This is a genomic window from Rhodococcus sp. 15-725-2-2b, assembly GCF_002259075.1.
In the GTDB taxonomy this organism is placed as follows: Bacteria; Actinomycetota; Actinomycetes; order Mycobacteriales; family Mycobacteriaceae; genus Rhodococcoides.
In genome coordinates this window covers 1-24,523 of sequence record NZ_NPFL01000019.1, presented here as the reverse complement: position 1 = coordinate 24,523, position 24,523 = coordinate 1, and the positions used below count along the sequence as shown (strand labels likewise).

General features: G+C 64.6%; 23 protein-coding genes, 1 tRNA gene and 1 rRNA gene. 5 read left to right on the top strand and 20 right to left on the bottom strand.

Annotation, left to right across the window (positions count from 1 at the left end; genetic code table 11):
- Positions 1-123 precede the first annotated feature (123 nt).
- Genes CH306_RS20905 through hydA form a run of 4 tightly spaced genes read left to right on the top strand, consistent with a single transcriptional unit; the run spans position 124 to position 4,009 of the window.
- On the top strand, positions 124-1,086 hold the full coding sequence (locus CH306_RS20905) for a dihydrodipicolinate synthase family protein (protein WP_032398170.1): 963 nt from the start codon (positions 124-126) through the stop codon (positions 1,084-1,086).
- Entirely contained in the window at positions 1,076-2,224 is a 1,149-nt protein-coding gene (locus CH306_RS20900) for an NAD(P)/FAD-dependent oxidoreductase (RefSeq protein ID WP_094647855.1), read from the top strand. The genes CH306_RS20905 and CH306_RS20900 overlap by 11 nt, the downstream gene beginning before the upstream one ends.
- A 13-nt stretch (positions 2,225-2,237) precedes the next feature.
- Positions 2,238-2,624 carry an allophanate hydrolase-related protein gene (locus CH306_RS20895; protein ID WP_094647854.1) on the top strand — a complete coding sequence of 129 codons (387 nt, stop codon included), beginning with the start codon at positions 2,238-2,240 and terminating at the stop codon, positions 2,622-2,624.
- Positions 2,621-4,009, top strand: a complete 1,389-nt coding sequence (gene hydA / locus CH306_RS20890; RefSeq protein WP_094647990.1) for a dihydropyrimidinase — start codon at positions 2,621-2,623, stop codon at positions 4,007-4,009. Before CH306_RS20895 ends, hydA begins: the two co-directional genes overlap by 4 nt.
- Before the next feature lie 50 nt (positions 4,010-4,059).
- On the opposite strand, the gene CH306_RS20885 is transcribed toward hydA, so the two are convergent.
- Positions 4,060-4,482 carry a phosphate acetyltransferase gene (locus CH306_RS20885; RefSeq protein ID WP_094647853.1) on the bottom strand — a complete coding sequence of 141 codons (423 nt, stop codon included), beginning with the start codon at positions 4,480-4,482 and terminating at the stop codon, positions 4,060-4,062.
- A 789-nt stretch (positions 4,483-5,271) separates the two neighbouring features.
- Between CH306_RS20885 and CH306_RS20875 the strand changes: the two genes are divergently transcribed.
- A complete protein-coding gene (locus CH306_RS20875) occupies positions 5,272-6,546 on the top strand; it encodes a GGDEF domain-containing protein (protein ID WP_032398187.1) in 1,275 nt (424 codons plus the stop codon).
- Between the two features lie 338 nt (positions 6,547-6,884).
- Here the strand turns inward: CH306_RS20875 and CH306_RS20870 are convergent.
- From CH306_RS20870 to rrf, 19 genes are all read right to left on the bottom strand, one after another.
- A tRNA-Pro gene (locus CH306_RS20870) sits at positions 6,885-6,958 on the bottom strand.
- An 85-nt stretch (positions 6,959-7,043) separates the two neighbouring features.
- Entirely contained in the window at positions 7,044-8,492 is a 1,449-nt protein-coding gene (der, locus tag CH306_RS20865; protein WP_032398188.1) for a ribosome biogenesis GTPase Der, read from the bottom strand.
- Complete coding sequence (gene cmk / locus CH306_RS20860) at positions 8,489-9,172, bottom strand: (d)CMP kinase (RefSeq protein WP_094629404.1); 684 nt, start codon at positions 9,170-9,172, stop codon at positions 8,489-8,491. Before cmk ends, der begins: the two co-directional genes overlap by 4 nt.
- On the bottom strand, positions 9,172-10,365 hold the full coding sequence (locus CH306_RS20855; protein ID WP_094629403.1) for a pseudouridine synthase: 1,194 nt from the start codon (positions 10,363-10,365) through the stop codon (positions 9,172-9,174). Before CH306_RS20855 ends, cmk begins: the two co-directional genes overlap by 1 nt.
- A 12-nt stretch (positions 10,366-10,377) precedes the next feature.
- Positions 10,378-11,061: an SMC-Scp complex subunit ScpB gene (gene scpB / locus CH306_RS20850; protein ID WP_045195024.1), complete on the bottom strand. Its 684-nt coding sequence runs from the start codon at positions 11,059-11,061 to the stop codon at positions 10,378-10,380.
- The gene (locus tag CH306_RS20845) at positions 11,058-11,894 is read right to left on the bottom strand and encodes a segregation and condensation protein A (RefSeq protein ID WP_032398191.1); all 837 of its coding nucleotides are present in this window, start codon (positions 11,892-11,894) and stop codon (positions 11,058-11,060) included. The genes scpB and CH306_RS20845 overlap by 4 nt, the downstream gene beginning before the upstream one ends.
- A complete protein-coding gene (locus CH306_RS20840) occupies positions 11,891-12,817 on the bottom strand; it encodes a ParA family protein (protein WP_371828399.1) in 927 nt (308 codons plus the stop codon). Before CH306_RS20840 ends, CH306_RS20845 begins: the two co-directional genes overlap by 4 nt.
- A gap of 146 nt (positions 12,818-12,963) precedes the next feature.
- Positions 12,964-13,878, bottom strand: coding sequence for a site-specific tyrosine recombinase XerD (gene xerD / locus CH306_RS20835; RefSeq protein WP_032398193.1), 915 nt, complete (start codon positions 13,876-13,878; stop codon positions 12,964-12,966).
- Between the two features lie 5 nt (positions 13,879-13,883).
- Positions 13,884-14,516, bottom strand: coding sequence for an NUDIX domain-containing protein (locus tag CH306_RS20830; protein ID WP_032398194.1), 633 nt, complete (start codon positions 14,514-14,516; stop codon positions 13,884-13,886).
- Positions 14,513-16,246, bottom strand: a complete 1,734-nt coding sequence (locus CH306_RS20825) for a CTP synthase (RefSeq protein ID WP_032398195.1) — start codon at positions 16,244-16,246, stop codon at positions 14,513-14,515. Before CH306_RS20825 ends, CH306_RS20830 begins: the two co-directional genes overlap by 4 nt.
- Positions 16,247-16,396: 150 nt before the next feature.
- Entirely contained in the window at positions 16,397-17,344 is a 948-nt protein-coding gene (locus CH306_RS20820) for a copper transporter (protein WP_032398509.1), read from the bottom strand.
- Entirely contained in the window at positions 17,341-18,525 is a 1,185-nt protein-coding gene (gene steA / locus CH306_RS20815; RefSeq protein ID WP_032398510.1) for a putative cytokinetic ring protein SteA, read from the bottom strand. The genes CH306_RS20820 and steA overlap by 4 nt, the downstream gene beginning before the upstream one ends.
- Positions 18,526-18,609: 84 nt before the next feature.
- A complete protein-coding gene (gene recN / locus CH306_RS20810; RefSeq protein WP_179272730.1) occupies positions 18,610-20,379 on the bottom strand; it encodes a DNA repair protein RecN in 1,770 nt (589 codons plus the stop codon).
- Between the two features lie 2 nt (positions 20,380-20,381).
- Positions 20,382-21,347 carry an NAD kinase gene (locus tag CH306_RS20805; RefSeq protein ID WP_045195018.1) on the bottom strand — a complete coding sequence of 322 codons (966 nt, stop codon included), beginning with the start codon at positions 21,345-21,347 and terminating at the stop codon, positions 20,382-20,384.
- Positions 21,344-22,165, bottom strand: a complete 822-nt coding sequence (locus tag CH306_RS20800; protein ID WP_032398197.1) for a TlyA family RNA methyltransferase — start codon at positions 22,163-22,165, stop codon at positions 21,344-21,346. Before CH306_RS20800 ends, CH306_RS20805 begins: the two co-directional genes overlap by 4 nt.
- A 1-nt stretch (position 22,166) precedes the next feature.
- Positions 22,167-22,409 carry a hypothetical protein gene (locus tag CH306_RS20795; RefSeq protein ID WP_032398198.1) on the bottom strand — a complete coding sequence of 81 codons (243 nt, stop codon included), beginning with the start codon at positions 22,407-22,409 and terminating at the stop codon, positions 22,167-22,169.
- Positions 22,410-22,486: 77 nt separating this feature from the next.
- Positions 22,487-23,476 carry an HAD-IIA family hydrolase gene (locus CH306_RS29370; RefSeq protein ID WP_045195017.1) on the bottom strand — a complete coding sequence of 330 codons (990 nt, stop codon included), beginning with the start codon at positions 23,474-23,476 and terminating at the stop codon, positions 22,487-22,489.
- Complete coding sequence (locus CH306_RS29365; protein ID WP_094647851.1) at positions 23,473-24,354, bottom strand: hypothetical protein; 882 nt, start codon at positions 24,352-24,354, stop codon at positions 23,473-23,475. The genes CH306_RS29370 and CH306_RS29365 overlap by 4 nt, the downstream gene beginning before the upstream one ends.
- 72 nt (positions 24,355-24,426) lie before the next feature.
- A 5S ribosomal RNA gene (gene rrf / locus CH306_RS20780) occupies positions 24,427-24,523 on the bottom strand; the annotation flags it as partial.

Here is a 24,523-nt window from a genome sequence, read left to right as displayed (position 1 = left end):
GGTCGCGTTACAAGTACGTTTCCGGCTTGACGACTCGACCACCCCGAAGGCAGTCTATGCAATCGATCCCATAGATGCGGGTACGACGCGTCGTCGATCGTCCCGAGCCCGAAAGGCACTCCCATGAATCGCGATGATGTCGCGTGGTCCGGCTACTGGCCCGCTGCCCCCACACCGTTCACGCAGTCGGGTGCCGTCGATACCGAGGCAATTTTCGACTTGATGAATCTCTACGCGCAGACGGGAGTTCACGGTGTACTCGTGAACGGCAGCACAGGCGAGTGGTTCAGCCAGAGCGACCACGAACGAAAGACCGTAACGGAAGCATCGATCGATGCAGTCGCAGGCCGCTTCCCTGTCGTGATCGGTGTCAGCGCGTACACAGCTGCGCAGTCCTCCGCGCTCGCGAAGCACGCTGCTTCCGTCGGCGCGGACGGCATACTGGCGACGCCTCCGCCCTACGTACACACCTCGGCGGAAGAGACATTCCAGTACTACCGAAGCGTCAGCACCGCAACATCACTGCCGTTCATGGCCTACAACTGGCCACGGGGCGTTGCGGTCGACATGGGAACCTCACCCGACTTGTTCTCTCGACTGGCCGACCTGGACAACGTCGTCGCGATCAAAGACAGCACCGGTGATTGGCTCGCCATGCTCGACACCGTCGAGGCCGTGTCAGACCGCGTCCGTGTATTCGGGAGTTTTCTGCATCGACGCGGCCTTGCCACGCTGCTCGAGCTGGGCGGGGACGGCAACATCGACGGAGGTGGGGTGGGCGCGCCCTTCGCGGTGCCGTTCTACGAGGCCGTTGCTGCACGGGACGCCGACACCGCGCGCATGTGGGTCGATCGTTACCGCGCGTTTTCGGGCCGGCTCATCGCCTCGGACTACAGCGGCGTCTACGCCTCCCCCATCCCTCAGTTGAAGGCCGTGATGAACCTTCTCGGTCAACCAGGAGGCACTGTGCGAGAACCACTGCTTCCGGTCACCGACGCCGACACGCTTGCCTCGCTGCAATCGGTCATCGTCGAATCGGGTATCGACGATGCCTACGCGACCTTAGGAGCTGTGCATGCGAACTGAAGTCGACGTCGTTGTCATCGGAGCCGGAATCGTCGGCGCAGCAACGGCTCTCGCCCTCACCCGCGCGGGATCCCGCGTCGCTGTACTCGATCGCACCCTGCCCAACACCGCCGGCTCGGGTACGACCGCGGGCAACCTGCACATCCAGACGATTCACACCCGAAGGCCTGGGCAGGGCCGAGCCGTCGACGTCGAACAGCTACTTCCGTTGCAGAAGTCGACGAGCACATTGTGGAACACGCTGGACGAGACCGTGCCTGGTCTCGGGCTGAACCGGTGCGGCGGCTTCATGGTGGCCGAGACCGAAGAGCAGGTCCACGCCCTCATCACGAAGCACCGATGGGAACGCGATGCGGGGATTCCGACGGAGGTACTGAGCGGTGACGAAGCGCGGCAGGCGCTACCTCTGCTCGGCCCGAGCATTCAGGCCGCAACCTGGTGCCCGTGGGACGGATTCGCCGAACCCGACCTCGCAGGCCCTGCCCTGTTGCGACAGGTCGCGGCCGAGGGAGCGTCTGTACACCCGTCGACACCGGTGATCGGACTGACCCACGACGGTGACGTCTGGACCGTCGACACCAACGGTGGCACGTGGATTGCACCTGTGGTGATAGACGTTGCAGGTCCGTGGATGGCACCGATCGCCGCGCTGGCGGGGATATCGCTCGAACTCGTCCCGACGTCGTTGCAAATGCACGCGCTGAAAGCCGCGCCCCGGACGCTCGAAGTGCTCGTACAGCACGTCGGGGAAGGAATGTCGATCAAGCAGAATCGATCGGGACGCCTCGTCCTCGGCGGCGGCTGGCCTGCAGGTGCGTTCCACGACAGCGAGCCGGCCCCGAGCAGATCCGACAGCACCACGGGAAACCTGGAGCAGGTTCGACGGCTTCTGCCTGCGCTGAGCCACAATGCGCTCCTCGATACATGGACCGGGCCCGTGGTCACCACGCCCGACGAAATGCCGGTCATCGGCGAACTCGCCGGCGCCCCGGGACTATTCGTGGCAGGCGGCACCTACTCCTTCACCTTCGCACCGCTCTGGGGACACATCCTCACCGAGCTGGTGCACGGTAGGAAACCAGAACTCGACGTAACAGCGTTCTCTCCGAACCGACTCGTCCGAATCCAAGCTCACTGAAAGAAGGCTTTGAATGGCACTGGTCACGATGTTCGTCAACGGACAGGCGATGTCCGGCGGCACCCTGAACGACGCGTTGCACAAGGCGCGATTCGTGGGGAAAATCGATACCGCACCGAAATACCGATTCTTCTCCGTGCGTGACGAATTTCCCGGTTTGCACCCGGTGACAACCGATGGATATGTGGTACCGGGCGAGCTCTACGAGGTCGAGTACGACGTATTGCGCGACGAGCTCCTTCCCCGGGAACCGAAGGAACTCGAACTCGGGGTCATCGAGTTGGCGGATGGCTCGGGCTCCCTGTCGATGCGAATGCGCGAGAGCCATCTGACGGCCGCCGGTGTCACCGACATCAGTGACCGCGGCGGATGGCTGGCCTACCTCGCGAGCACACGATGAAGGTCGTGCGCGGTGGGATGGTCGTCGAATCCCACTGGGCCGCTCCGGCAGACCTGCTCATCGACGACGGCAGAGTCGTTGCGGTGCTCACCCCAGGGAGCAAGGTCGACGCGGCAGCAGAGGTCATCGATGCAACCGGGAAGCTGGTGATGCCGGGTGGAGTCGATCCACACTGCCACGTCGGGTTCACCTCCGGCGAATTCACCTCGCTCGATTCGTATTTGGAGTGCACGACGGCGGCCGTGTTCGGCGGCACCACCACGATCATCGACTTCGCTATCCCCCGTCCAGGTCAACAGCCGCTGGACGCCGCCGAGGTACAGCGCGCGAAAGCGTCGAGCGGACTGTGCGATTCGGCTCTGCACGCCTGCGTCGTCGAGTGGACCGACACTACGGCCGACCAACTGAAGACGCTGGCCGACGCCGGCATCCGAACTGTCAAGATGTTCACCACCTATGCCGGTGAGACGATGGCCAACGAACACACCATCCTCAACACGATGCAGACCACTCGCGACCTCGGCGGAATGGTCATCATCCACTGCGAATCCGACGCGATCGTCACCGATGCGCAGAACCTCGCGGCGGCATCGGACGGTGTCGATGCCGCACACATGTCGCAAACACGGCCGGAGCTCGCCGAGACCGCCTCGGTCGCAGCCATTCTCGCGATCGCCGAATCACAGAGTGCACCGGTCTACTTCGTGCATCAGTCCACTCCGGCTGCCGTCGAACTGGTCGCGGACGCTCGCAAACGAGGACTTGTTGCCTTCACCGAATCGGTCGCCCACCATCTGATCCTCGACGACTCGGCCTACGAGGGTGAGCAACCGGAAGGATTCGTCTGCTGCCCACCGCTGCGCTCGGCCGAGGTGGTCGAGGAACTCGGGCGTCACCTGTTCACCGGGCACGTCACTACCATCGGTTCCGACCATTGCTGCTACGACACCGCACAGAAGCAGGTGCACAGCCACGACGTGCGGCATATGCCCAACGGACTCCCCGGAGTCGAGACGCGTCTCCCGGTGATCTACTCGCACTACGTGGACGGATTGGGTCTGACGGCCAGCAGATTCGTGGAGTTGACCTCGGCGAATCCAGCGCGCACCAATGGCCTCTATCCACGCAAGGGCTCACTGATGCCGGGGTCCGACGCCGACATCGCGATCTGGGATCCCGAACTGGAATGGACGGTGACCACCGAATCACTCCACATGGCGACCGACTACACCCCGTACGAGGGACACCGACTTCGAGGAAAGCCGGTCACCGTGATCGTGCGCGGCGAGATTGTTGTCCACGACGGCGAACTCATCGACGCCACTCCCCGCGGTCGACACCTCGAGGCCTCACCCCTCGACTTCAGCGGGGCATTCAGTATGTGATCCTCGTACACGAGCGATCTCGCTCTTCGTCCACGGACGATCCGATAGGTCTACTTGTCGGCAAGTCCCGTTGCCTCTGCCAAATATTCGCGTGAGTCTCGAAATGTTTGCGCAACACCGCGTCCGGCGATGGCGTGGTACCGACTGAGCCGGTCGTCATCGAGAGCTTCGAGGACGGTACTGGAATCCGCGTGCATCCAACCACCGTCTCGAACCAGTTCGTGGGCGCGTTTGCTGGGTAGCGCCGAAATACCCTCGACCCTGATCCCATTCGGATCGGTCGACGCCGCGATGTAATAGGCCTTCTTGCCGGGGTACCCGGCCTTGACCTTCTCGCGCAACCGGAAGACGGCATCGGCCGCGTCGTCGATGGCCGATGCCTGTTCGTCGGAGCCCGATTCGGCGGCAGAGATTCGCGCGATCTCCGCATCGATCGCAGAAAGCAAAGTGGCGAGGTATTCGGGATCGCTCATAGGCCCATGATGCCCTAGAGCAGTGATCTCTCGAACCAGCACCCGACCGCAGGATGTCGGTGCCTGTACACCTCGGGCTCAACCTGAGCAAGCACACAGTCCAGATGCCTACCGGCGATGTCATGGACCGCTAACGAGGCGGAGATCCCCGAACGGTTGCCCGCACCACCTGCAACTTCCACCGATGTAGTCGTGCCCGTCTTCACGCTCGCATTCGTCGACTGCGCATTCGCTGCCGCACGAGAGCATCTGGCCACACCGCTCACCGCTCACCGCCACAGGCCGGGCGGTGACAGTCACTCGGCATACAGACGAAAAAAGACGGCCCCGGATTTCTCCGAAACCGTCTTCGACCTGCAATGTGTCGGGCTGACAGGATTCGAACCTGCGACCACTTGACCCCCAGCTGGATCGACCGTTACATCGATGGACCCACCCGGACGCAACACACAGCTGCTGACCAGGCGCTCTCGCCCGGATCGGTCCAGGTCAATCCGCCCTCGGTCGAACCGAGTAGGGACACGCTCGAACATCGATTGCTCCACGCGGATCCACCGAAAGCCCCACGCACCACACCGATACACCGCTGCGAAAAGTGATCGAACCACCGACCCGACACGGCCTCGTATCCAGACAGCGAGGACACCCCGCTGAAGGGACGAAGCTACAACCTACGCGTCCAGCCTCCGAGCTCTGGCTGAGGCCGATCGCTCGAAAGCTCGGGCACGATCGGGACGAACGGAGCAGACTCCCTATCGGATCAGTTGCAGCTGGAACGGACGTGCTGTCGTGGGCGATCGACATCGTGAGGACAACCTGGGGCCCGATCACGTTTCGGGGATCGAGACGCCGAACGCATCGATAGGCATCACCCGATACTTCATCGACACCGGGCGGCTCGAATGGGATGCTCGTGCCGCCGACATCTTCGAGGCGGGCCTCGATCCCCGGCCTGCAATCGAGATCTGGCACGAACGTGTGCACCCGGACGACGCGCACCTGCTGGTCCAACTCTACGAGGACGCAAGCGCCGACGTCGGTGCGGAGTGTATCTACCGGGTTGTTCTCTCCGACGGCACCGTTCGCCACATTCTCACTCGAAGTGTCGCCGTGGAAACCGCGCCCGATGGCCATCCGACGGTTCTGACCGGAGTGGTTTCACAGGTCCGACCGCTTATCGATACGAGCGAACGCCTCGGTACAGTTCTGGACTCCGTCTCGCTGGGCTTCGCGATCCTCGACCGCGACATGATAATCCGTTACGTCAACACGCAAACCGAACGGCACCTCGGCATCGCCCGGGATCAGCTCATCGGACGACATCTGCACGACGCGCTCCCCGATACCCAGGGCTCCTACTTCGACAACCTTCACCGCGACGCGTTGCTCACCTGCGGCGAGGTCAGCATCGAAGCACCCGCACTCTTTCGCCCCGACACGATCATGGAGGTGACCGCCAACTACGTCGAGGACGTTGTCGCAGTCAGTTTCCGCAACATCACCGATGCAGTTCACAGAGCCACACGACTACTCGACGCATACCGAGAACTTCTCGCCAAATCTCGACTCGACGACCTCACAGGAGTGCTGAACCGATCTGCTCTGTTCGAACGAATCGAGAGGGTCAGCGCCGAAATATCGCTCCCCACAGCAATATTGTTCATCGACGTCGACAACTTCAAGACCATCAACGACACCCACGGCCATCTCGTCGGCGACCACGTTCTACGCATCACCGCCGCCCGACTCGCCGACCTGTGCAATTCCAACACTGTCCTCGGCCGGATCGGGGGCGACGAATTCGTCATAGCGATGTTCGACGATGACGAACCACTGACGACGAACGAGCCCGAACAACTCCGCCGACGACTACGCCGTGCAGCCCGCGCGCCCATCGACTTGAACGACTCCACCCTCTCGATCGAATTGAGCGTCGGAATCGCACACAACACAGGCGAGTCGACTCTCGAGGACATGCTCACCCGAGCCGACCTCGCTCTGTACGAACACAAAACCAACATTTCCCGCATCGACGTCCCTCGCCCGACAAAGCATCAGCACTGACCGCTGACGGAACCGGATCGAACCCCTGCGGCAGCGCTACAGCGGATCTGGACGAAACAAGAACCGGAGCCACCGATTCGTCCGAGCTGCAGCTCGACACGGACCCCTATGGACCCAGTAGCTCCACGAGGAGCAAACCAGCTGAACAAAGTGGCTCCGTCCGCTCAGGTCCATTCGACCGACGCACGCAGATCGCCGGACACCAGCGGATACACCTGGACAGCGCCTCAGCGCCGAGTTCGACCGTGTAAGCATTGAGTAGTGACACCCCCGCGGCACGCACACGAAAAAGACGGCCCCGGATCTCTCCGAAACCGCCTCTGACCTGCATCTAACTGTCGGGCTGACAGGATTTGAACCTGCGACCACTTGACCCCCAGTCAAGTGCGCTACCAAGCTGCGCCACAGCCCGCCGCGCCTCGAAAGGCGCTTGCTGAGATTACCCCAGCCCTACCCCTGAGAGGAAATCGCCTGCTCAGGGGCGGTACCGGACTACGTCAGCGGTTGTTGCCCTTGCCCGGCCGTTCCCGCTTCTCGCGGATACGCACCGACACTCGCACGGGGCTGCCGTCGAAGTTGAACTCCTCACGCAGACGCCGCTCGATGAATCGGCGATAGCCGGCCTCGAGGAAGCCCGTGGTGAACAGCACGAACGTCGGCGGCCGCGTGCTGGCCTGCGTTGCGAACATGATGCGCGGCAGACGTCCGCCACGCATCGGCGGCGGTGTGGCCGCCACGACTTCCTTGAGCCACGTGTTGAGGCGTCCGGTGGGCACTCGCTTGTCCCACGACTCCAGAGCCGTCTCGAGTGCAGGCACGAGCTTCTGTACCGCACGGCCCGTCTGTGCCGAGATGTTCACACGCTGCGCCCACGGCACCCGAGCGAGATCACGATCGATCTCCTTCTCGAGCTGCTGACGACGATCATCGTCCACCAGATCCCACTTGTTGAACGCCAACACCAACGCGCGGCCGGCATCGGAGACCATGCTCAGCACACGCATGTCCTGCTCCGAGATCACCTGTGAGGCATCGAGAAGCAGAATCGCGACCTCGGCGGCCTCGATGGCGGACTTGGTGCGCAGCGACGCGTAGAACTCGGCACCGCTGGCATGGCTGACGCGCTTACGCAGTCCTGCGGTATCGACGAATCGCCAAGTCTTGCCGCCCAATTCGACCAACGAGTCGACAGGATCGACGGTGGTGCCGGCAACATCGTGCACCACCGAGCGCTCGTCGCCCGACAGCTTGTTGATCAACGAGGACTTGCCAACGTTCGGCTTACCGACCAGAGCGACACGCCTGGGTCCCCCACCGGGAATTCCCTCACGCGGCGTCTCGGGCAAGGCCTCGAGCACGCGATCCAGCAGATCACCGGTACCGCGGCCATGGGTGGCCGAGACCGACAGCGGCTCCCCCAGACCCAGCGACCACAGCGCGGCAACCTCGGACTCGGTGCGGCCGTCGTCGACCTTGTTGGCCACCAACAGAACCGGAGTCTTCGAGCGACGCAGTACTCGCGCCACTGCCTCGTCCGTCGTCGTCGAACCGACTCGCGCGTCGACGACCAACAGGATCGCGTCGGCGGTGTTCATCGCCAACTCGGCCTGGCGCGCAACGGATTGCTGCAGACCCTTCGCGTCGGGTTCCCAACCGCCGGTGTCCTGCACCAGGAAGCGTCGACCACTCCAGTTCGCCTCGTACGACACCCGGTCACGGGTGACGCCTGGGACGTCCTCGACCACTGCTTCGCGTCGTCCGATGATGCGGTTGACGAGCGTCGACTTACCGACGTTCGGTCGGCCCACCACGGCGAGAGTCGGTACGGCTACGGCATCTTCGCCGTCTTCACCTTCGTTGAGGTCGACGTACTCCCACTCGCCCTCGTCACTCCATGTTCCGTCGCCCGCGGTTTCCGCTGCGCCGGAGAAGAATTCTTCACTCACTGGACTGCTCCACTTCTGTCGTTCACCACGAGCAGCAAACGCTCGATCACGCCGTCGAGATCCAGCTCGCTGGTATCGACGATCACCGAATCCTCGGCGGGACGAAGCGGTGACACTGCTCTCGTCGAATCTGCGTGATCGCGGCGTTGCACGTCCGCGAGCACGGATTCGTAGTCGTCGTCGCGACCCTCTTCGATGTTCTGTTTGTTGCGACGCTGTGCCCGCGCTTCCGGTGAGGCAGTCAGGAACACCTTCACGTCGGCGTCGGGAAGAACGACGGTGCCGATGTCGCGGCCCTCCACCACGATTCGCGTCGACGAACTCGCAAGGTCGCGCTGCATCTGCACCAAGAGCTCACGCACCGCAGGCACTGCGGAGACGGCCGAGACGGCCTTGGTGACCGCATCGCCGCGGATTTCGCCGCTGACGTCCTCACCGTCGAGCAGAACGGTCTCGGACAGCGGGTCCTTGCCGATCTCGAGGGGAAGTGCTGCAACAGCTTTCGCGACAGCGTCTGCATCGGTGGGCTCGACGCCCGAGCGCAGCACCCACACCGTCGCCACGCGGTACATCGCACCGGTGTCGAGGTAGCTTGCTTCGAGTGCCGATGCGAGCCTGCGCGATACCGACGATTTGCCGGTGCCCGAAGGCCCGTCCATCGCCACGACGAGCGCGCTCATCACAGGCCCACGGATTCGTAGAGCTTGCCGATCTCGCCGCGTCCGAGGACACGCAGTGTTCCTGGACGCTGATCGCCGAGCACGATGTTGCCGACATCGGTACGCACGAGACGTCCGACGGGGAAGCCGACCTTGTCGAACAACCGACGCACGATGTGCTTGCGGCCCTCGTGGAGCGTCACCTTGACGAGAGACTTGCCGTCCGAGATGTCGAGCAGCTGGAAGCCGTCGACCTTCACCGGGCCGTCGTCGAGGGTCACGCCTTCACGCAGCTGCTTACCCAGAGTGCGGGGAATGGTGCCGAACAGCGTCGCGAGGTAGGTCTTGGAGACCTCGAACGACGGGTGCATCAGACGGTGAGCAAGATCACCGTCGTTGGTGAAGAGCAACAGCCCCTCGGTGTCGGCATCGAGGCGTCCGACGTGGAACAGTCGCTGCCCCGCCTGCACGCGCTCGGAGACGATGTCGCCGACGCACGGGCGTCCCAGATCGTCGGACATGGTGCACTGCCATCCACGCGGCTTGTTCATCGCGAGGTGAACCAGCTCTTCCTTCACGACCACGCGAGTGCCGTCGACGCGGACCACAGCGATGTTGGGATCGATGCGGATGCCCTGTTCGGTGACGATGCGTCCGTCGACCTCGACGCGGCCGTCGGCGATCAGTTCCTCGGCGGCACGACGCGATGCGACGCCTGCCTGCGCGAGCACCTTCTGCAACCGAACGCCTTCACCGGCGGGTACGTGCTTGCGCGGTGAGGAATCGGTGTGCTGATGCTTCGCCGGTTTGGCGTTGCTGATCGTGGTCGACGGAACCTGCTTCTTCTGCGGCTTCGGCGGCTTGGGACGCGAGGGCTTCTTGCGAGGAACGGCGTCGTTGCTGCGGTCGTTGATGCCGGTCTCGACAGGCTTGTAATCGAAGGATTCCTGCTCGACGCCCTTGCGCGGGGCCGGCCGGGCTCCTGCACGAGGAGCTCCGGTGCGGGGTGCACCAGCACGGGGTCCCCCGGTACGAGGGGCACCAGCGCGAGGGGCTCCGGTGCGGGGAGCGCCGTCACGGGGCGCCGCGTCGCGGGTGCGATCTCCGCGGCGCGCGTCACGCGCAGTGTCCGACCTACCTGCGGTCGGCTTCCTGCGCGGATCTTGTCTCTTGTTACGGTCCGGTGTGCCATCACGGCGAGCGGGCTTGTTCACTTGTCTTACCTATCAGTCGTCCGAGTCGAGCTCGGCTGCCGGATCGGGTTTCGATCCGCGGTTCTTGGTGGAGCGGGTCGTTCTCGGGTCGGTGTCCATGCTGTCACTGATCTCGTCGATCAGGTCCACACCCGGCAACAGCGGTGCCAGTTCGGGTAGATCACCGAGCGATGCGAGCCCGAGCCGTTCGAGGAACAACTCGGTGGTGCAGTACATCGTGCCGTTCGTCTCCGGGTCCGTTCCTGCTTCGGAGATCAGTCCACGGGCGAGCAACGTACGCATCACTCCATCGACATTGACTCCACGTACGGCGCTGACTCGTGCGCGGGTCAACGGTTGACGATATGCGATCACGGCCAGGGTTTCCAATGCCGCGCGTGTGAGCTTGGACCGAGCCCCGTCCAGAAGCAGCCGTTCGACGTACGGCGCATAGGCGGTTCGGGTGTAGAAACGCCATCCGTCACCGGCGTAGCGAAGGTCTATTCCGCTGGTTCGTTCGGTCAGTGCGGCAGCCATCTCGTTCAGGGTTGCGCGCACGCGCGCTACCGACGCACCCACCGCCGAGGCGAGTTGCTCGTCCGAGGCAGGGGTATCGACGATCAGCAACACAGCTTCCAGAGCCGAGGCGAGGGTGGCGTCGTCGAGCTCCTCGGAATTCTCGCCGTCCTCTAGCTCGAGCTCCGGGTCGACACTCATGCGTAGTCCTCTTCCGTGACCACGATGGGTCCTTCGTCCTTACCGGTCCAACTCACTCGGAGATCGCCGAGCGGCTCGGGCTGCTCGAACGCGATCACCTGTTGGCGGAACAGCTCCAGCAACGCCAGGAATCGCGCGATTATTTCGACCTGCACCTCGCAGTCCTGCACCAACTCCGAGAACGATGCCCACTCGTTGAGGCCTCGGCCCTGCAGATTGTCGAGCAGCCACGCCGCCTGCTCCGGGATCGAGACCGCGTGCTGATGGATGTGATCGAGCCCCACCTGCGGAATCGGTTTGGGGCGAAATGCCGCAGCGGCGATGTCGGCGAATGTGGCCGGGTCGACGCCGAGCAGCACCTCGGGAATCAGATCGGCGTACCTGTCCTCCACCGACACCGATCGCGGATAACGTCGCAGCGCAGCAGCTTCCAGTTCACCGAACAGCAGAGCGACCTGCTTGTAGGCCCGGTATTGAAGTAGCCGGGCGAACAGTAGATCTCGAACTTCGAGCAGCGCAAGATCCTCGGCGTCCTCCACATCGCCCGAGGGCAGCAACCGTGCTGCCTTGAGGTCGAGCAGCGTCGCGGCGACGACGAGGAATTCCGTCGTCTGGTCGAGGCCGACATCGGCACCGAGCGACTTGGTGAACGAGATGAAATCGTCGGTGACGGTGTGCAACGCCACTTCGGTGACGTCCATTCGATGCTGACTGATCAACGACAGCAGCAGATCGAACGGACCCTCGAAGTTGAGCAACCGCACCCGGAATTTCGACGGATCCGCGTCGGCCGGAACCTCGATCGGGGCCTCGTCGGCAGCGTCGACGGTCACGGACCCGACCGGTAGATCACCTCGCGCGCGAGGGCGCGGTACGCCTGTGCGCCGCCGGATTTCGGAGCCCACGTGGTGATCGGCTCACCGGCCACACTGGTTTCCGGGAATCGGACGGTACGGGTGATCACCGTGTCGTAGACGACGTCGCCGAACACCTCGACCACTCGCGTCATCACCTCACGCGAGTGCAATGTGCGGGCGTCGAACATCGTCACCACGATGCCGGCCAACGTGAGCCGCGGGTTGAGCCGATCGCGCACCTTCTCGACGGTGTCGTTCAACAACGCCAGTCCGCGCAGACTGAAGTACTCGCACTCCATGGGGATCAGCACTTCGTCGGCACACGTGAGCGCGTTGACCGTCAACAGACCGAGCGACGGCTGGCAATCGATGAGGACGTAGTCGTAGCGATCGAGAATCGGATGCAGCACCCGCCCGAGTGTCTGCTCCCGGCCGACCTCGGTGACCAACTGAATCTCGGCTGCGGAGAGATCGATGTTGCTGGGCATCAGATCGAGGTTCTCGACGCGAGTGCGCATGATGATGTCGTCGGCGGAGACCTTCGCTTCGACGAGGAGGTTGTAGACCGTCAGATCGAGCTCGTGATGTGCGACGCCCAATCCCGCAGACAGTGCGCCCTGCGGGTCGAGATCCACGAGCAGCACGCGGCGGCCGTAGCCGGCCAACGAGGCACCGAGATTGATGGTCGACGTCGTCTTGCCGACGCCACCCTTCTGGTTGCACATCGCGATGATCTTGGCCGGGCCGTGACTGGCCAGCGGTTGCGGATCGGGGACGGCCCTGGTCTTGCGACCGGTGGGCCCGAGCTCGTTCGGCGCGGGAATGATGTCGTGTGTCTCCCGACTGGATTCCGGTTGACGCGTCTGGAACAGGGCACCGTCGAGATGCGGATGATTCAAGCCTGACTCCGCCGCTGGCGGCTGCGGTGTCGACACGTTCCAGCGCTCCCCTGTCCCGTCCGTCTTCGAGTAGTTCACGCAAACGCTACCGCTTGACGCTCGCGCATCGTCACCGGACACGCTGACGCACGACAGCCGGCCTCGTGCTACCGGGCCCGTGGATGCGCTCCTGCCCACACTTCACGCAGAGTGTTGACGGTGACGAGGGTGTAGATCTGCGTCGTCGTCACCGACGCATGCCCCAACAGCTCCTGCACGACGCGGACGTCGGCGCCGCCGTCCAGCAGGTGAGTGGCGAACGAATGCCGAAGGACGTGCGGTGATACCCCCGCGGTGATCCCGGCCCGCACGGCCGAATCCTGCAACACCTGCCACGCACTCTGTCGAGACAACCTGCCGCCCCGAACGTTGAGGAATAGGGCAGGATTCGAGCGGGAGACCAGCCCCGGCCGGCCGCGCACCAGGTAGGCGTCGACGGCCTCGACAGCGGGTCGCCCGACCGGCACGATGCGATGCTTGCCGCCTTTGCCGCGCAGCAGCACCGAGCGAGCCTCGGTGTCGATGTCGTCGACGTCGAGCCCGACTGCCTCGGATATACGAGCCCCGGTGGAATAGAGCAGTTCCAGCAGAGCCCGATCCCGCAGTCCGCGTGGGGCATCGGGACCGGCGATCGACGCCGATTCGAGCAGTGCAACCACCTGATCGACGGGCAGCGACTTCGGCAACCGCTTGGCCGGCTGCGGCGGCTTGACCTCGCTCGCGACGTTGCGCTCGACCATCCCCTCCGCGAGCGCAAACCTGTGCAGACCGCGCACCGCGATCAACGTCCGGGCCGCCGAACTCGCTGCGAGTGCCGGGAATTCGTCGTCACCGCGCCGTAGATAGAGCACGAACTCGGTGATGTCGTTCTCGGCGACCTTCGCCAGATCGGTGATGCCGTAGCCGCTGAGGAACCGCTCGTACCGCACCAGATCGCGACGGTAGGACGACACCGTGTTCGGTGCCGACCCGCGCTCGACCACCAGATGGTCGAGGTACGTCTGAATCTGCTGGCCGATCACGGTGGCTACTTTCGCGAACTCTTTCGCTTCTCGAAGGCAGTCGGCAGATCCGCCCACGGCGCATCGGCCGAACGCAGTTCGGTACCGGTAGCGCGCGCCGCGGCGAACGCGAGAACGCCCGCGACGGCGGATGCGTTGACGATCTCGCCCGACAGCGCACGACGGACGGCCTCGTCCACCGGAACGTAGGACAGCTCGATGTCGGCTTCCTCGTCGTGTGCCTCGGGCCGATCGACCTCGGTCAGGCCCTGCGCGAGGAAGATCCGCACGGCCTCGTCGGTGAACCCGGGCGAGGCAAGCACATCGACCAGAACCGACCACGTCTGCGCGGCGAGCCCGGTCTCCTCGGCGAGCTCACGCTGAGCCGCAACCACCGGCTGCTCCCCCGGCTCGTCCAGCAGACCGGCGGGCAACTCCCACAATCGACGACCTACGGGATGCCGGTACTGCTCGATCATCACCACACGATCCCGGTCGTCGACGGCCAGGATCCCGACCGCGCCGTGATGCTCGATCACCTCGCGCTCGGCCTGACGACCGTTCGGCATCGCCACCTGGTCGAGCCGGAGCGCGAGAATTGCGCCGGAGTACGGCACCGACGAATCGAGGGTGGTGAACTCGTGCCGAGGCTCGCTCATCCGACGGTCTCGGCGGCGACGTCCGATTCCTCCGTCTGACCCGTATCTCCGTGCACGTCGACCGGCAGACGTTCCGCGGCCTTGTACTTCAGCGCGGCATTGATCAACGACGCGAAGAGTGGATGCGGACGGGTGGGCCGGCTCTTGAGCTCCGGATGCGCCTGAGTGGCCACGAAGAACGGGTGCACGGAGGCAGGCAGCTCGACGAACTCGACCAGGTGGCCGTCCGGAGAAGTACCGCTGAACACCAAGCCGCTCTTGGCAATTCGATCCCGGTAGTCGTTGTTGACCTCGTAGCGATGACGGTGACGCTCGGAAACGCTTTCGGTGCCGTACGACGCCGCGACGACCGAACCCTTCTGCAGGGTTGCCGGGTAGGCACCGAGACGCATCGTGCCGCCCAGATCGGCGTCACCGGCGACGGCATCTTCCTGATCGGCCATCGTGGAGATCACCGGATCCTTGGTGTCCGGGTCGAACTCGGCGGAGTTGGCGTCCGTCAGACCGACCGAACGAGCCGCCTCGATGACGACACACTGCAACCCGAGGCACAACCCCAGCAACGGAATCTTGCGCGTACGTGCGAACTCGATGGCCCCGAGCTTGCCCTCGATACCGCGGATACCGAAGCCACCGGGAATGAGCACGGCATCGACATCGCCCAACGCGGCCTGCGCGCCGGCGGGCGTCGAGCACTCGTCGGATGGGACCCACTTGATCTCGACCTTCGCGCGATGAGCGAATCCGCCTGCACGCAGCGCCTCGGTGACCGACAGGTACGCGTCGGGCAGGTCCACGTACTTGCCGACCAGACCGACGCGCACGGTCTCACGCGGCTGGTGAACACGCTCGAGCAGTCCACCCCAGATGGTCCAGTCCACATCACGGAACGGCAGACCGAGCTGACGAACGACGTACGCGTCGAGGCCTTCCTTGTGCAGCACCTTGGGAATGTCGTAGATCGACGGCGCGTCGGGCGTGGAGATGCAGCCGTCGACGTCGACGTCGCACATCAGCGCGATCTTGTTCTTCAATCCTGGCGGTACGTCGCGATCGCAACGCAGGATCAATGCGTCGGGCTGAATACCGATGCTGCGCAGCGCCGCGACGGAGTGCTGGGTTGGTTTGGTCTTGAGTTCACCGGACGGAGCCAGGAACGGAACCAGCGACACGTGCAGAAAGAACACATTGTTTCGGCCGACGTCGTGGCGCACCTGACGCGCGGCTTCGAGGAACGGCTGCGACTCGATATCGCCGACGGTGCCGCCGATTTCGGTGATCACGACGTCCGGCTGGTGACCCTGTAGGTCGGGGCCGTTCATCGCGAGAATGCGACGCTTGATCTCGTCGGTGATGTGCGGGATGACCTGAACGGTGTCGCCCAGATACTCACCGCGGCGTTCCTTGGCGATGACCGTCGAGTAGACCTGGCCGGTGGTGACATTGGCGAAACCGGACAGATCACGGTCGAGGAACCGCTCGTAGTGTCCGACGTCGAGGTCCGTCTCGGATCCGTCTTCGGTGACGAAGACCTCACCGTGCTGGAACGGGTTCATCGTGCCGGGATCGACGTTGAGGTAAGGATCGAGCTTCTGCATGGTCACGCGCAGTCCGCGTGCGGTCAGTAGCTGGCCGAGGCTCGATGCCGTCAGGCCTTTTCCGAGCGAGGACGCGACGCCCCCGCTGACGAAAATGTGCTTGGTGTCGGAACGCGACTGAAGGCGTGACAATGAGGCTCCCGTGACGAGTCTGCAGGGCTTGCTCCTATCAGGGGGCTGATAAGAGAGGTGAAGCGTGGAAATTGGGCCTGCTACCCACGGGACTTCACGGTAACACCAGTACCTACCTCACCGCCAACGACACGCGCGTTCGTACGACGATCAGCTCGCCGGCGCTCCGACGGTCACGGCGTTGGCATTGGCTCCGGTGCCGTAACGGCCGGACGCGCCGTCCAGCTGCTCCGCCAAGGCGAGAACGGTGGTGATCCGTCCTGCTTCACGGTCGACGTTGTCGACCGTGCTGAGAGCGGACGACAGCGCCGAATCGGCTCGCACGACAGCGATGGAACCGTTGCCCTCGGCCGCACCGGAGCGACCGGCCAGTACCGCGCCTGCACCACGTGAATCGAGGGCTCCCGCGAAGCGGGCGACGATGGCCCCGCGATTGCCGTCCTCCACGTCCGAGGTACCGGAACCGGTGACGACCACAGCCAACTGTGCGGGTGCGACGGCACCGTTGTCGTACGCGATGAACCCGCCGCTGCGCAGCGTCTCCAGTGCCAGCGAGAGCTCCTCGGGAGTCGACTGCGGCTGGGCGGTCTCGGCGTTCAGCAGCAACACCGAACCCAGCAGGTCCCCCGCGAGACTGCCCTGGTCCACCGCGCCGGTGCGCAACTGCACGCCGGCCGGAATGACGTTGGTCAGACGCGTCCGAAGATCGTCGCCGTTCGCAGCGGAGACGAACGAATCGGTCAGCGACACCCGACCGGTGACGGTGGCGCCCGAGGCTCCGATCGACCGCGTGACTCCGTCCACGTCCCCGGGGTCGGCGTCCGGGGTGGTGATCACCACGACGCTGCGATCGACCAACGTATCCCGCAACACTCGGCCCGAAACCGCGGCGTCGAAGCCGTCGGCCGAGTTGAGCTGCTCACCCAGGCGATTGTTGGTCGCCTCCAGATCGTCCACCTGAGTTTCGAGGCCGGTCTTGTCGTCTCGAAGGCCCGACACCAGACCGCTCGAGAGCAGACCCGAACCGAGCACGATGCCGATGGCCAGGGCCACGAAGACCGCTGCCAGCGAAATGGCATGTTGGCGAAGCGAAATCACGAAAGCAACCCCTGGAACCACAGAGCGAACCGGTTCCACAGATCGATTGCCCAATCCAACGCTTCACCGCCGATGTTGGACACGGCCAACGCCACGATCACGGCAACGAGCGCTGCCAGAATCAACAGCGCGATCGCACCGCCGGACACACGGCTGCGGTACAGCGTCGCAACAGCTTTGGCGTCGACCAACTTGGCACCGACCTTCAGACGCGTCATGAATGCGGCCGGATTGGTGTTGCGTCGACCACGATCGAAGAACTCGTCCAGGCTGGCCGGGCTACCCACCGACACGATGAGCGAGGCCCCGTGATGATCGGCCAACAACAGCGCGAGGTCGGCAGCGGCACCGGTGGCCGGGAACGTCATGGCACCGATACCGAGATCCTGAATGCGCTCGAGACCCTGCGCGTGTCCGTCGGAATCCGCCGGAAGCACAACCTCTGCACCGCATTTGAGCGTCTGCGCAGTGACGTCCTCGGGATCGCCGACGATGAGGTCGGGGCGATGGCCCGCCTTCATCGCGGTGTCGGCACCCGCACCGACGCCGATGATGACGGGCGAGTACTCCTTGATGAACGGCTTGAGATTCTTCAGATCCTCGGCGTGACCGGGTCCGTCTGCGACGATTACCACGTGACGGCCCTCGAGGTCGATGTCGATGTCCGGCACGCCGACTCCGTCGATGAGCAACGGACTCTCGGTTCGGATGAACTCGATCGTGTTGCCCGAGAACGCTTCGAGATGGTCGACCAGGCCCGTCTTGGCCTCGATCATCTTGTCGGAGATCTCGGCTTCGCTCTGCTCCTCGCCCTTGGCGAGACGACGATCGCCGGTGTAGACGCCGCCGTCGTTGAGGCGGATCTTGGTGCCGTCCTTGATCTTCTTGAAGACTTCGGTGCCGGCCGAGTCGATCAAGGTGATTCCGTTGGCGACGATGACCTCGGGACCGAGGTTGGGATAGCGCCCGGAGATCGACGGCGACGCGTTGACCACCGCCAGCACCCCCGCCTCCACGAGCGCATCGGCGGTCAGGCGATCGAGGTCGAGCTCGTCGAGCACGACGATGTCGCCCGGGCCGACCCGTTTGAGGAGCTTGGCCGTGTTGCGATCGACTCGCGCGATACCGGTGATTCCGGGCAGCGAATCCTGACTACGTGACAGCAGAGCCGGCATCTTCATGAGGACCATGATGACCCGATCGACACGCCCGGCGACGGAGGCGCGCCGAAACAACTACCACACTGATCACATCAGCACCAAAAGTTACAACGCGGCTCGATCGGCGTTTGCCGTGGCCAGCAGCTCCTCGGCATGCGCACGTCCGGTCTCCGTGTCGTCCAGCCCCGCGAGCATTCTCGCGAGCTCGACGACCCGCTCCGACGACGACAACGTTCTGACGCCGCTGTTCGCCGCGCCCTTCTTGGCGTCGGTCTTGTCGACCACCAGGTGGGTATCGGCGAACGCAGCGACCTGCGGCAAGTGGGTGACCACGATGACCTGGTGTGTGCGAGCCAACCGGCCGAGTCGACGCCCGACCTCGACGGCCGCGCGACCACCGACTCCGGCGTCGACCTCGTCGAAGACCATCGTCGCACCCTTGTCCGAGCCCGCCAGCACCACTTCCAGTGCCAACATCACCCGCGAGAGCTCACCGCCCGATGCACTCTTGCTGATCGGAAGCGCCTGGGCACCGTCGTGCGCGGACAGACGAAACTCGACCTCGTCGACGCCGTTGCCACCGGCATGAAGTTCGGCCCCGTCCACGACTATCGGTGCCGTGTCGGACGGCCCGGCCGGAAGTGCGCGAACATCGATCTGCAGCTTGGCCTTTCCCATCGCCAGGCCCGCCAGCTCGACGCTCACCGCCTTCGAGAGCTTCACAGCGGCCTTCGCACGAGCCGCACTGAGCTTCGACGCAGCCGCCGCGACGTCGATCGCAGCCGCGTCGACCTTGGCGCTCAACTCGGCGAGAGCATCGGCCGAGGTGTCGATGTGCGAGAGTCGCTCACGGGCGTCCTCCGCCCACGCGATGACACCGTCTACATCGGCGGCGTACTTACGCGTCAACGACTTCAGCTCGGCCTGCCGGTTCAGGATCGTGTCGAGGGCACCCGGATCGGACGGCAGATCCGTCAAGTACGAGGTGAGGTCTGCCCCGATGTCGCCCACGATCGCCATCGCGTCGTTCAGTCGCGGCAACAGCTCGGTCAGTGCTGCGTCCTCGGCATGTTCGAGGCGAGAGCGAGCCTCGCCCAGCAGGTACAGCGCGGACGCCGCGTCCGACGCCTCCTCGGTACTCCCGACGAGTGCTGCCGAGGCACCTTCCGCGGTCTCACGCAGCGAATCGAGGTCCCCCAGCCGACGCACATCCTCGGCCACGGAGCGATCTTCACCCGGCTCCGGTGCCAGAGAGTCGATCTCCTGCAGGCCGAACTGCAGCCGATCGGCTTCCTGCGCCAGCTCGCGGCTGCGTTCGGTGCGGTCGATCAGCTCGTTGCGCGCGTCGAGCCACGTCTTGCGCGCGGTGCGGTACTTCGACACCAGGGACGCCACCGCGTCCCCGGCGAATCTGTCCAGCGCGCCGAGTTGCTGATCGGGACGCAGCAGCCGCAGCTGGTCGTTCTGACCGTGCACGGTCAGCAGCGAGTCGGTGAAGTTCGACAGCACCGATGCGGGCACGCTGCGCCCACCGAGGTGCGCACGCGAGCGACCGTCCGAGTTGACGGTACGCACGGCGATGATCGAATTGTCCTCGTCGCGTTGACCTCCCGAGGACTCGAGCACCTTGTCGACGTCGTCGATCACCTGCTCCGACGCGGTGTCGGTACTGAATCGCCCCTCCACGACAGCACGCTGTGCGCCGAGCCGAACCCGGCCTGCGTCGGCGCGGGCACCCGACAACAGGTGCAGACTGGTGACCACCATGGTCTTACCCGCACCGGTCTCGCCGGTGAGTACGGTCAGCCCCTCGTGAAACTGTGCGCTGGCACCGGAAATGACTCCGAGGCTGTCGATCCGAATCTCTTCGAGCATTCCTACCTCGCTCTCCCCCGCCACCCGGTAACGGGCAGTTCGAATTTCTTGACCATGCGATCGGCGAACGGTGCCGAATCGAGTCGAACCCATTTGATCGGTGACGCTCCCCGCACCACCTCGACGCGAGCACCTGCCGGCAGGCTCAGTGTGCGCCTGCCATCGCAGAATACGAATCCTGCGTGTCCGCCCGCATCGATCTCGACCGCGATGATCGACTCGGGGCTGGTGACGAGCGGCCGCGCGAACAAAGCGTGCGCGTTGCTCGGAATGACCAATATCGCTTCGAGTTCCGGCCAGACCACAGGCCCACCAGCCGAGAACGCGTAGGCCGTCGAGCCCGTCGGCGTCGAGATCAGAACGCCGTCGCACCCGAATGCGGACACCGGGCGCCCATCGACTTCGAGCACGACCTCGAGCACCCCGAGCCGCGACCCGTTCTCGATGCTCGCTTCGTTCAGTGCCCAGCCCCGATCGACCACCTGATCGCCCACGCGAATCGCAATGTCCAACGTCATGCGTTGTTCGATGCGGTAATCCCCGGCGATGACGCGGGCGAGGGCACCTTCGAGGTGGTCGGCCTCGGCCTCGGCCAGGAACCCGACGTGCCCGAGGTTGATGCCGAGCACCGGTATCGAGGCCGCTTGCGCGAGCTCGGCTGCGCGCAGGAAGGTCCCGTCACCACCGAGCACGAGGACCATCTCGCAGCCGGCGGCTGCGTCCGGTCCGAACTCGACGACGTTGAGCTTCATGTCTGCGACGAACACATGGTCGTGTTCCTCCGTATCGGAGGCTTCGATCTTCGATGGCTCGACCTCGTCGACGAGCACACGGAGGCAGATGCCCGCTTCATCGAAGACCTTGCCCACCCGACGCGCGGTTTCGGCGATGTCCGGTCGACCTGGATGGGCGACGAGAAGAATCTCTCGAGTCGACTCCCGTTCCGGTGCTGACTGGGACGGAGTCACTGTGGTCCTTCCTCGATCGCGAGCCGGACGAGTTCCGTGATGTCGGCGCGTGGCGAGTCCTCGCCCACACCTGCCCTCAGCCACAAAAAGTACTCGACATTGCCCGACGGCCCCGGCAGTGGGCTTGCCGCCACAGCTTGCACCGTGAGATTCGAGGCGACGGCCGCCTTCGCCACGTCCTCGACGGCCTCGGCGCGCAGCGCAGGATCGCGCACCACACCTCCGGAACCCACTCGATCCTTGCCGACCTCGAACTGTGGCTTGACCATCAACACCATGTCGGTACCCGACTTCGAGCAGGCAACGAATGCGGGAAGAACGAGCTTGAGCGAGATGAACGACAGGTCTGCGACGATCACGTCCACCGGTCCACCGATCGTCTCCGCATCGATCGACCGAACGTTGGTGCGGTCGATGACATGAACGCGGTCGTCGGATTGCAGACGCCACACCAGCTGCCCGTATCCCACGTCGACGGCGACCACTTCACGCACACCTCGACTGAGAAGCACGTCGGTGAAGCCACCGGTGGATGCACCGGCGTCCAGACAACGTGCACGCTCGACGGTCAGCCCGAGCGGCTCGAATGCGTCGAGAGCGCCGAGCAATTTGTGCGCGCCGCGGGAGGCCCACGAGACCTCGTTGTCTTCTTCGGCCACCAGCAGCGGTGTGCCCGGTTCCACCGCGGTCGCGGGCTTCGAGGCCACCGTCCCGGCGATCTTCACCCGGCCCGCTTCGATCAGCTCCGAAGCGTGCTCGCGAGATCGGGCGAGTCCACGACGAACCAGCTCGGCGTCGACCCGTGCGCGACGAGCCACGTCAGGTCTTGTCGACGGTGGTCAGGGCGCGCACGAGTACCTCGTGCGCGCGGTCGAGCAGACTCGCGTCGCGCGCAAGGGCGTCGGAATCCACAGCCTCGGATTCCTCGTGGGAAGTCGACTCGATCGTGAGTTGATTCAGCAGCGAGGTAACTTCGGTGCGAACAGTGTCCGGATCTGCAGACGACTCATCGCCTGCACCGCTCGGCCGGTGCTGTCCTGGTAGTGGAATAGACGCGCTCATCGCCTCTCACGCTATCGGATGGGTCCGACGTACGCCCGATCGCCGCCGCTCTCGGAACACTGCTGTCGAACGCGGTATCAGCACCCGAGCAGCGAACGCAGATCGCCGAGTCCATCCCCCTCGAAGCGAATATCCGAGAAGGCCGAGCCGGACCAGGCGACGTGCAGTGTGGCAAGCGCACCCTCGAACGCATCGGGCGTACCGTCCCCGCCGTACTGCACCGAGAGCACCTCGTCGTCGATGGCGACCGTCCAACCGGTCTTGCTGCCGACGCTCGACGCCACTTCGTCCTTGTTCAGGACTCCGAGATCGAGGCCGATGTGAGTGGGGCGCAGATGCCGAGGCGCATGCAGCAACTCGGCAGCGGTACTGACGCCGGTCAACACCAGCAGCGACGGCAGACCGATTTCGTTCGCACCAGCGATGTCGGTGTCGAGCCTGTCTCCGACGACCAGGGCCGCGCGTGCTCCGCTGCGCTCGATGGCGTCGTGCATGATCGGGGCGGCCGGCTTGCCTGCCACGATGGGCTCGATATCGGTGGCGTTGCGAACCGCCGCGACCATCGAGCCGTTCCCCAACACGAGTCCTCGCTCGGTCGGCAAGGTGGCGTCGATGTTCGTAGCCACCCACAGCGCACCCGCCCGGATGGCGAGGACAGCCTCGGCAAGCATCTTCCAGTCTGTATCGACGGAGTGCCCCTGCACCACGGCCACGGGATCGTCGTCGGCAGACCTGACCGGCTCCAGACCGACCTTGGTGATCTCGTTCGCCAATGCGTCAGTGCCGACGACGAGCACCCGTGAGCCCGGGTCCACCTTGCCCGCGAGTACCCGAGCGGCCGCCTCGGAACTGGTGACGACGAACTCTGCTGAGGTAGCGAAGCCGAGACTACCTAGATGTTCGGCGACGTCCTCGGGAGCACGACTGGCATTGTTGGTGACGAAGTACTGCTTCTCGGCCCCACCCGACAATGCTTCGACTGCACCGGGAATGGGATCCTTGCCGGCGTAGACGGTGCCGTCGAGGTCGAGCAGCAGAACGTCGTGGGCGTCGCGTAGCAACGTCACTGACTGCCTCCGGACAGCTCCTCGACCCGCTCTTCGGCGTCGGTCTCACCATCGACATCGGCCGCAGCAGCGTTGAGGAACCATTTCACACCTTCATCGACGCGACCTGCAGCAACCAGCGCATCGGCGTAGACGTAGAACAGGCGCGCGGCAGCGGTTCCGGATCGCGACGCGTCGAGGTCCGGGGTCTGCAGCGTGACGACGGCCTGGTCGTACTGGTTCAGGTCCATCCGCGCACCTGCCACGACGATCCGAAGCTCCGCCGCTTCCTCACCGGTCAGCTCACGCGCCTCGTCGCTGCGACCGAGTTCGATAGCGCGCTCGGGACGTCCCAGTCCGCGCTCGCAGTCGGCCATCACAGCGATCAGACCCGGCCCGCCTGCCATGCGTCGGGCAGCGCGAAGCTCGGACAACGCTTCGGCCCACTCACCAGCGTGGTACGCCGCGATACCTGCGGTCTCACGGACTACAGCGATACGACCGGCACGCTGACGAGCAGCGCGCGCGTGCAGTAGCGCCAACTGCGGATCGTCGTCGAGCAGTCTGCTGGTCATCACGAGGTGACGGGCCACAGCAGTGGCATTGTTCTTGTCCAAGCTCAACAGATCTCGGCGCACTGCCGGCTCGAGCTGCCCGGCTTCGACCTCGTCGGGCAGATCCGGTTCATCCGGACGCGGCGGTCGACGGTCCGACGATGCGCTGTTTCCGCGCCGATCTCCGGAGAATCCACCTTCACCGCCGCGCCTGCGAGGAGGACCGTCCGAGCGACGCGGGTCTCCGCGGCGGTCCTGAGCGCGGGGGTTGCGGTCTCGGGACTCGCTCGGGCGGTTGCCGCCGTCCCCTCGGGAGGGGCGACGATCGTTGTTGTCTTCCGACACGGGCGTCCTTTCGGATTTCGGTACAAACGCAAGAAGGGGACCCACCAGGTGGGTCCCCTTCTTACAACGGGTGTTCGGCGGTGTCCTACTCTCCCACACCCTGTCGAGTGCAGTACCATCGGCGCTGGAGGGCTTAGCTTCCGGGTTCGGAATGGGACCGGGCGTTTCC

Coding starts and splice junctions, on each gene's coding strand:
- steA (WP_032398510.1), bottom strand. CDS start 18,525: ATGAAGATGCCGGCTCTGCTGTCACGTAGTCAGGATTCGCTGCCCGGA.
- cmk (WP_094629404.1), bottom strand. CDS start 9,172: ATGAGCGCGCTCGTCGTGGCGATGGACGGGCCTTCGGGCACCGGCAAA.
- hydA (WP_094647990.1), top strand. CDS start 2,621: ATGAAGGTCGTGCGCGGTGGGATGGTCGTCGAATCCCACTGGGCCGCT.
- recN (WP_179272730.1), bottom strand. CDS start 20,379: ATGCTCGAAGAGATTCGGATCGACAGCCTCGGAGTCATTTCCGGTGCC.
- CH306_RS20895 (WP_094647854.1), top strand. CDS start 2,238: ATGGCACTGGTCACGATGTTCGTCAACGGACAGGCGATGTCCGGCGGC.
- CH306_RS20795 (WP_032398198.1), bottom strand. CDS start 22,409: ATGAGCGCGTCTATTCCACTACCAGGACAGCACCGGCCGAGCGGTGCA.
- scpB (WP_045195024.1), bottom strand. CDS start 11,061: ATGAGTGTCGACCCGGAGCTCGAGCTAGAGGACGGCGAGAATTCCGAG.
- CH306_RS20885 (WP_094647853.1), bottom strand. CDS start 4,482: ATGAGCGATCCCGAATACCTCGCCACTTTGCTTTCTGCGATCGATGCG.
- CH306_RS20905 (WP_032398170.1), top strand. CDS start 124: ATGAATCGCGATGATGTCGCGTGGTCCGGCTACTGGCCCGCTGCCCCC.
- CH306_RS20830 (WP_032398194.1), bottom strand. CDS start 14,516: ATGAGCGAGCCTCGGCACGAGTTCACCACCCTCGATTCGTCGGTGCCG.
- CH306_RS20900 (WP_094647855.1), top strand. CDS start 1,076: ATGCGAACTGAAGTCGACGTCGTTGTCATCGGAGCCGGAATCGTCGGC.